This is a genomic window from Calothrix sp. CBUCES-K 9914 (genome assembly GCF_059640475.1).
Map to the genome: position 1 here is coordinate 1 of NZ_JBXXZH010000384.1, position 6372 is coordinate 6372.

Sequence of the window (6372 nt, forward strand, 5' to 3'; positions counted from 1 at the left end):
CCGTACCATCTCCATCACCAGGCAGTAGTGAATTAGTAGATATAAATGGGCATTGGGCAGAAGCATTTATTCGAGAATTAAATAAACTCGGTATAGTTACTGGGTTCCGCGATCAGACTTACAAACCAGATGCAACAATGACACGCGCGCAGTATGCAGCATTGGTAGTTAAAGCATTTAACCCAACTGCCAAACGTCAAGCAATAAAATTCCGAGACGTAGCTGAAACTTTTTGGGCACATAGCGTTATTCAACAAGCTTACCAAGGGCAATTTCTCTCTGGATATCCTAACAATACATTTCGTCCCAACGAAAACATCGAGCGAGTCCAAATAATAGTTTCGCTAATTAGCGGACTTGGACTTACTGCGACCGCAGCTTTGGGATTAAAATCTTACGACGACCAAGGGAAAATACCCAACTATGCAAAAGATCAAGTAGCGATAGCTAGCGAGAAACGAATCATTGTAAATTATCCAAACATCAAACAACTGAACCCGACTCGCGAAGCTACACGCGCGGAAGTAGCGGTTATGGTGTATCAAGCTTTAGTAGATGCCAAACGTGTAGCAGCAATAAACTCGCCTTATATTGCTTAGAGATGTGACGGGTTTCAGGGTTGATTTGCAACGGATGAACACGGATGTCAAAAAATGTGTTATTGGTTACAAGTAATTGGGGAGTTAAGATTCCCGACTTCGTAAGAGTTGTCGGGAATCTGACCACCCGCAAAATCTATGGCAGAAACACAAAAACCCAGTCTTAATGACCGGGTTTAAGCTGGGGTAAGTCCCCGTACTTTACTTATATAGATTCGATATAGCCGTTTGTATATTATCTACTACCCAGCGGCGCCTGACGATTTCGGAAAAACCCATCCCAAATTTTGAGATAATGCTGATTGCTTTACAGGTAAACAAGAAGTACTAACAAATAGTAATAATTTTGTTTGCGCCTAAACACAAGCTAAAGTAACCTGTACTTAGGTAAATATATAATCAAACGACAAGCGCCTTGGACATTAATCTCCAGAAAGAAGAATATAGTTATGCTCACATTTATGCTATCGCATCAGCAGTGGGCTACTCGTTCCAAAAATCCTCAAGAGTCTTGGATGTAGGTGGTATTGATATTTCAATTACTGGTACGGTAGCCAATGATACACTTTATGAACCTCAGTTAGACTTGCAGGTTAAATCAACATCTCTTGATGTTTTAAGTTCAGAAGCGGTTAGATATCCTTTAAAGATAAAGAATTATAATGAGTTAAGGAAGGAAAAAACTGTTGTACCTCGAATTTTAGTAGTTGTTTTGATACCTGAGTCATTAGATGAATGGATTAATCAATCAGAAACAGAACTTTGTATGCGGCGTTGCGCTTATTGGATATCCTTACGCGGACAAGCAGAAACGAAAAATACTGAAAAAGTTACTGTTTATATTCCCCGTCAAAACTTATTTACAGTAAATGCCTTAAAAAAACTTATGCAACAAATAAAATTAGGAGGAACATTATGAAAGCAATTATTTCTGATATAAATGTTCTTAGCCATCTTCAACCGCTCTCCCTTGAAGCCTATTTACAAAAAACAGGTTGGCAAGAACGCAATAGGATACCGAACAAAGTTTCTATTTGGACGCGCGCTAGCACGAGCGAGGATAATCTTAAAATTCAGTTACCTGTAGACCAAGATTTTGATGACTATTCTCTTCGCATATCAGAAATTATAAATATTTTAGAAAATGCTGAGAATCGGCCGCAGCTTGATATAGTAGGGGACTTGATAACAAATTCACCTAATACCACTATTCAAGGTGTTGTTACTCATATAGCTACCCCTAATGCAGACAATTTGAGTGGAGAAATAACGTTCCTCGGTGTTGTTATCGACAAACTTCGTTCTATACATACCGAACTCGCTGATCACGATTACATTTTTGCCGTCAAAGCCTACCAAGAACGCTTGCCAGTTGAGTGTAAAGGCGATTTAATCAAAGAAAATGACGTATTTATTCTCAAAAATCCTCACCAATTTAAGCTTGGACATAGCTAATTATAATTTTTGAATGAAAATTTGATTAATATAATTATTAACCATTACACAAAAACCCAGCTACTAAAACTGGGTTTAAGCTGGGGTATGTCCTCGTAGTTTACTTATATAGATTCGATATAGCCGTTTGTATATTATCTACTTCCCAAGCACACCTGACGATTTCGGAAAAATCCATCCCAAATTTTGAGATAATGCAGATTGCTTTACAGGTAAGCGCGCATATGAACTCGGTAAATTATTGGCTAATGAAGTCAGAACCAGATGTATATAGCATTTCTGACCTCAAACGACAGGGTAAAACTATTTGGGACGGTGTTCGCAATTATCAAGCACGTAACTTCCTACGGCAAATGCAAGAAGGAGACTTAGCTTTTTTCTATCACTCGAATACAAATCCCCCAGGTATTGTTGGGTTAATGCGTGTCGTCAAAGCGGAAGTTGCAGACCCAAGTCAGTTTGACCCAGAAAGCGACTATTACGACCCCAAGTCAACTCCTGAATTTCCGCGCTGGCAAACTGTTGTACTAGAATTTGTTGAGACTTTCCCTAATTTAATCTCACTTTCACAACTTCGCTCTAAGTTTACCCCAGAACAGCTAATGGTAGTAAAACAAGGAAATCGTTTATCGGTAATGCCCATTATTGCAGAAGTTGCTGAAAAAATTATAAAAATGAAAACTTACCAATAATACGGCACCCTATCTATGTACCCCTAGAAAGATATTTGTATGAATTTATTCTTATCTATCGTAATAATTACATAATCGGGTAGAGGCGTTACATGTAACGTCTCTACAGGTTTTGGATATTATGTGTGTACTACATTTACCTAAAATCTGCTGTATGTGTAGGATTTAGCTTTTACGTTTCCTAAACCACTGTAACCGTGCGTTTAATCGTTCCAAGCTTTCAGGATTATGTTGTCCAATAATATAGTTCCAAAGCAGCGTCTGAAAGGTTCGCGCTTCAACTAATAAATCTAACAACTCTTCATCTATAGTTTTACCGTACCCCTGAAGTGCTGCCTCAGCTTGTTCTATATCAGTGCCAAATACGCGCGCACGTGCTACCAAACAAGCCAAGTCCCAAGCAACAAGGCCAATAAATGTATCTTCCCAATCTGCCCATAGTACTCCGCGCGTTGTATTTAGGACATTGGAAAAATTAGCATCTCCGTGAAGCGGTTGTATGGGCGCCTGAATTTGTTTAATCTGATTATTTAATCTTTGGCTAATACCAACTAACATTTCGGCATCGTCAGCAGAAAATGCTCCTTCTGAAATAAGTTGTGTTAGTATCTGCTGTGATTCCTTAAACGGGTTAAACATAGTTAAGTCACCCTGAAAATTACTCAGCACCTGATGACAACAACGCAGCGCGCGACCTACAGTAACAGGGTCAGGTGGTTGTTCTAAAACTTCTACAAATTCCCAAAAGCTTAATATTAAACCATTATGTTCATATGGTTCCGGTGGCAAATGCTCGCTAGGAGGAATAACAGGGGCACCGTTTTCTATTAAATAAGTACTAACTGCTACTTCGCGTTTCAGCCATGCATCACCTTTGCGAACTGTTCCTGTTGTTGTCGCGACTCTTGCCACGACTGAAGTAGGATACAGATGTATGAGTACATTACTTTGGTTGCTAAGAATAATTGGTTTGTCAAATGAGATACTGTTAATCTCAGCAATTTCACAAGCCGCGCGTATAGCTTTTTGTAAAGTTAAGTTTTCTTCAGTATTGACCATGTTAGGATATAATGTTTTGCCTGGTTACATATATTATGGAAATTTTAACTGTAGAAACGCTGTGTTCAGAAGCTGCAACATTTTCTTCTTTTGAGTCTCAACATCCAGAACCTCTGCTTTATGGTGTTACTGATGGTAAAGCTATTGGTACATACTTGGAGCAAAAGTTCAAACTTTACCTAAACCAGAAATATGATTTTTTACAAGGAAATTCAGCAAGTGGTATAGATTTTCCAGGGTTACTTGTTGATGTTAAAGTTACAAGTATTAGACAACCACAATCTTCATGTCCATTTAAATCAGCAAGACAGAAGATTTTTGGGCTAGGGTATTCGTTGATAATTTTTGTATACGATAAGAATGATAACAGCGCAGATAAAACAGCTACTTTAAAAATTTTGCATACTATTTTTGTGAGTTCCGAAAGAACAGGAGATTTTCAAATGACTCGTGGAATCATTAATATTCTGGAGAATCAAGGGAACAAAGATGATTTAATCGCTTTTATGCTTGACCGAAATTTACCAGTGGATGAAATAGAAGCTGCTAATATTGCCGATGAAATACTAGTAAATAGACCATTACAAGGGTATTTAACCATTTCTAATGCTTTACAATGGCGACTTCAATATGGAAGAGTTATAGAGCGTGCTAATCAAGAACAAGGTATAATATCAGTTTATAGGTTTATCGTATGAAAAATGGTTATAATAATCAAAGATTAGAGTATGGAGATTTTCAGACACCCTTAGAACTTGCTAATCGAGTATGTAAAAAATTAGTTGATTTTGGTATCAAACCTGATACAATTATTGAACCAACCTGTGGAATTGGTAATTTTATTGAAACAGCTTCACAATCATTTCAGTATGTAAATAAGATAATTGGTATAGAAATAAATCAAAATTATTTAGAACAATTTAATCAGAAATCAAAAATACTGTCTAGCGCGTCTATTAATGTTATACAAGCAGACTTTTTCCAATTTGATTGGTCATCACTTATAAATAGGATTAATGGCAATATTCTTGTACTAGGTAATTTGCCTTGGGTGACAAATTCACGACAAGGATGTATTGAAGGTGTAAACTTGCCTAGTAAAACAAACTTTCAAAAATATCATGGTTTAGAGGCAATTACAGGTAAAAGCAATTTTGATATTTCAGAATGGATGTTAATACAGGTTGCTCATTGGTTACAAAACCGTGATGCTTACCTGGCAATGCTATGTAAAACTTCTGTTGCTCGAAAGCTGTTAAATTATCTTTATTCTAATCAGCTTAATCTTTGTGATTGTGCTACTTATAGTATAGATGCTAAAAAATATTTCGGCGCCAGTGTTGAAGCATGTTTACTAGTTTGTCAATTTGGCTCAAGTGCAAAAAACTATTTTTGTAATGTGTTTTCTAGTCTCGACAGTCCATTATCTCATCGAATTGGTTACTGTAATAATATTTTAGTCAAAGATATAGACTCTTTTAAAGAGTTAAATTATCTGTATGATACTAATTCTACAACACAATGGCGTTCTGGAATTAAGCATGATTGTTCTAATGTGATGGAACTTCGGCGCCATGATGATAAATATATAAATGGTTTTGGAGACGTTATAGATATAGAAGATACTTATATTTATCCTCTTATCAAAGGTTCTGATGTTGCTCAAAATCGTCTAAATACTCAAAAATATGTCATTGTTACTCAAAAATCTGTAGGTGAAGCGACTGAGCGTATTAAAGACATTGCTCCTAAGACTTGGGAATATTTAGAATACTATGCAAGTTATTTAGACAATAGAAAAAGTAAGATATATCAAAAAAATCCTCGGTTCTCTATTTTTGGAGTTGGCGCCTATACTTTTGCAAGTTGGAAAATAGCAATTTGTGGACTATATAAAAAATTAGAGTTTAGACTTGTTGGGAAGATTGGTAATAAACCTGTTGTCTTCGATGACACAGTTTACTTTCTTAGCTTCGATGACGAGAAAGCAGCACATGAAACATTCAAGCTTCTAAACTCCCAAGAAGTAATAGCTTTCTACTCATCCCAAATATTCTGGGACGATAAACGCCCAATAAAATCTAATATCCTAAACAGCCTCAACCTAACAAAATTAGGAAATACGTTTATGTTCTAATCTACCATTTTTGCGGCGTGACTAAGTAGGACGTACTATGCGAATAAGTTTGCCTTGTAAATATTCTTCTGTTGTAATGGCATTGTGAACTAGGTTAGCTAATGCTTGCCAATCACGGTCATTTGTACATGCAATAATGCCAGCATGATTTGGTTGTATGCGATGCAATCGAAAAAAATCTTTACGATTCTCCGTAATAACCGCGCGTTCCTGACTCTTGGCAAAAGCTAACACTTCTTGGTCTGGAATTCGTTGATTTGCTTTACCTGCCTCTTGAACAGTTAAAACATCATGTGCTAAAACCCGCAAAAATTCTACTACTGGTAATGGAGCGAACAAAAAACGAACTTTGAATGGTGCCATAAATGCTTTGTTTATTCGCATCGCTCTTAAATTCCGTATAAAAGCAAGGCAAAAGTTCGTCTTTATA

General features: G+C 36.7%; 8 protein-coding genes. 6 read left to right on the plus strand and 2 right to left on the minus strand.

The genetic code is table 11. The annotated features are described in order from the left end of the window. From AC2JBO_RS41890 to AC2JBO_RS41905, 4 genes are all read left to right on the plus strand, one after another. Window positions 1–599, plus strand: a 599-nt coding sequence (locus tag AC2JBO_RS41890) for an S-layer homology domain-containing protein (protein WP_496959539.1), incomplete at its 5' end; no start/stop codon positions are given. Window positions 600–1014: 415 nt separating this feature from the next. Then, a complete protein-coding gene (locus tag AC2JBO_RS41895) occupies window positions 1015–1518 on the plus strand; it encodes a DUF4365 domain-containing protein (protein WP_496959540.1) in 504 nt (167 codons plus the stop codon). Beyond that, window positions 1515–2054 (plus strand): hypothetical protein, encoded by a 540-nt coding sequence (locus AC2JBO_RS41900; protein ID WP_496959541.1) that lies wholly within the window; start codon window positions 1515–1517, stop codon window positions 2052–2054. The genes AC2JBO_RS41895 and AC2JBO_RS41900 overlap by 4 nt, the downstream gene beginning before the upstream one ends. Before the next feature lie 224 nt (window positions 2055–2278). Next, the gene (locus tag AC2JBO_RS41905; protein WP_496959542.1) at window positions 2279–2746 is read left to right on the plus strand and encodes an EVE domain-containing protein; all 468 of its coding nucleotides are present in this window, start codon (window positions 2279–2281) and stop codon (window positions 2744–2746) included. A 165-nt stretch (window positions 2747–2911) separates the two neighbouring features. Here AC2JBO_RS41905 and AC2JBO_RS41910 read toward each other — a convergent pair whose 3' ends face one another. Then, on the minus strand, window positions 2912–3805 hold the full coding sequence (locus AC2JBO_RS41910; protein ID WP_496959543.1) for a phosphotransferase family protein: 894 nt from the start codon (window positions 3803–3805) through the stop codon (window positions 2912–2914). Between the two features lie 35 nt (window positions 3806–3840). Here AC2JBO_RS41910 and AC2JBO_RS41915 point away from each other — a divergent pair, with 35 nt between their 5' ends. Continuing rightward, window positions 3841–4503, plus strand: coding sequence for a type II restriction-modification system restriction endonuclease (locus tag AC2JBO_RS41915; protein WP_496959544.1), 663 nt, complete (start codon window positions 3841–3843; stop codon window positions 4501–4503). Next, on the plus strand, window positions 4500–5942 hold the full coding sequence (locus tag AC2JBO_RS41920) for an SAM-dependent methyltransferase (RefSeq protein WP_496959545.1): 1443 nt from the start codon (window positions 4500–4502) through the stop codon (window positions 5940–5942). Before AC2JBO_RS41915 ends, AC2JBO_RS41920 begins: the two co-directional genes overlap by 4 nt. 21 nt (window positions 5943–5963) lie before the next feature. Here the strand turns inward: AC2JBO_RS41920 and AC2JBO_RS41925 are convergent. Beyond that, window positions 5964–6372: DUF5615 family PIN-like protein (locus tag AC2JBO_RS41925; protein WP_496959546.1), on the minus strand; the 409-nt coding region annotated here is incomplete at its 5' end.

Excerpts from the sequence above, each read along its gene's own strand:
- AC2JBO_RS41900 (WP_496959541.1), top strand. The coding sequence starts at position 1,515 with ATGAAAGCAATTATTTCTGATATAAATGTTCTTAGCCATCTTCAACCG.
- AC2JBO_RS41905 (WP_496959542.1), top strand. The coding sequence starts at position 2,279 with ATGAACTCGGTAAATTATTGGCTAATGAAGTCAGAACCAGATGTATAT.
- AC2JBO_RS41910 (WP_496959543.1), bottom strand. The coding sequence starts at position 3,805 with ATGGTCAATACTGAAGAAAACTTAACTTTACAAAAAGCTATACGCGCG.
- AC2JBO_RS41915 (WP_496959544.1), top strand. The coding sequence starts at position 3,841 with ATGGAAATTTTAACTGTAGAAACGCTGTGTTCAGAAGCTGCAACATTT.
- AC2JBO_RS41920 (WP_496959545.1), top strand. The coding sequence starts at position 4,500 with ATGAAAAATGGTTATAATAATCAAAGATTAGAGTATGGAGATTTTCAG.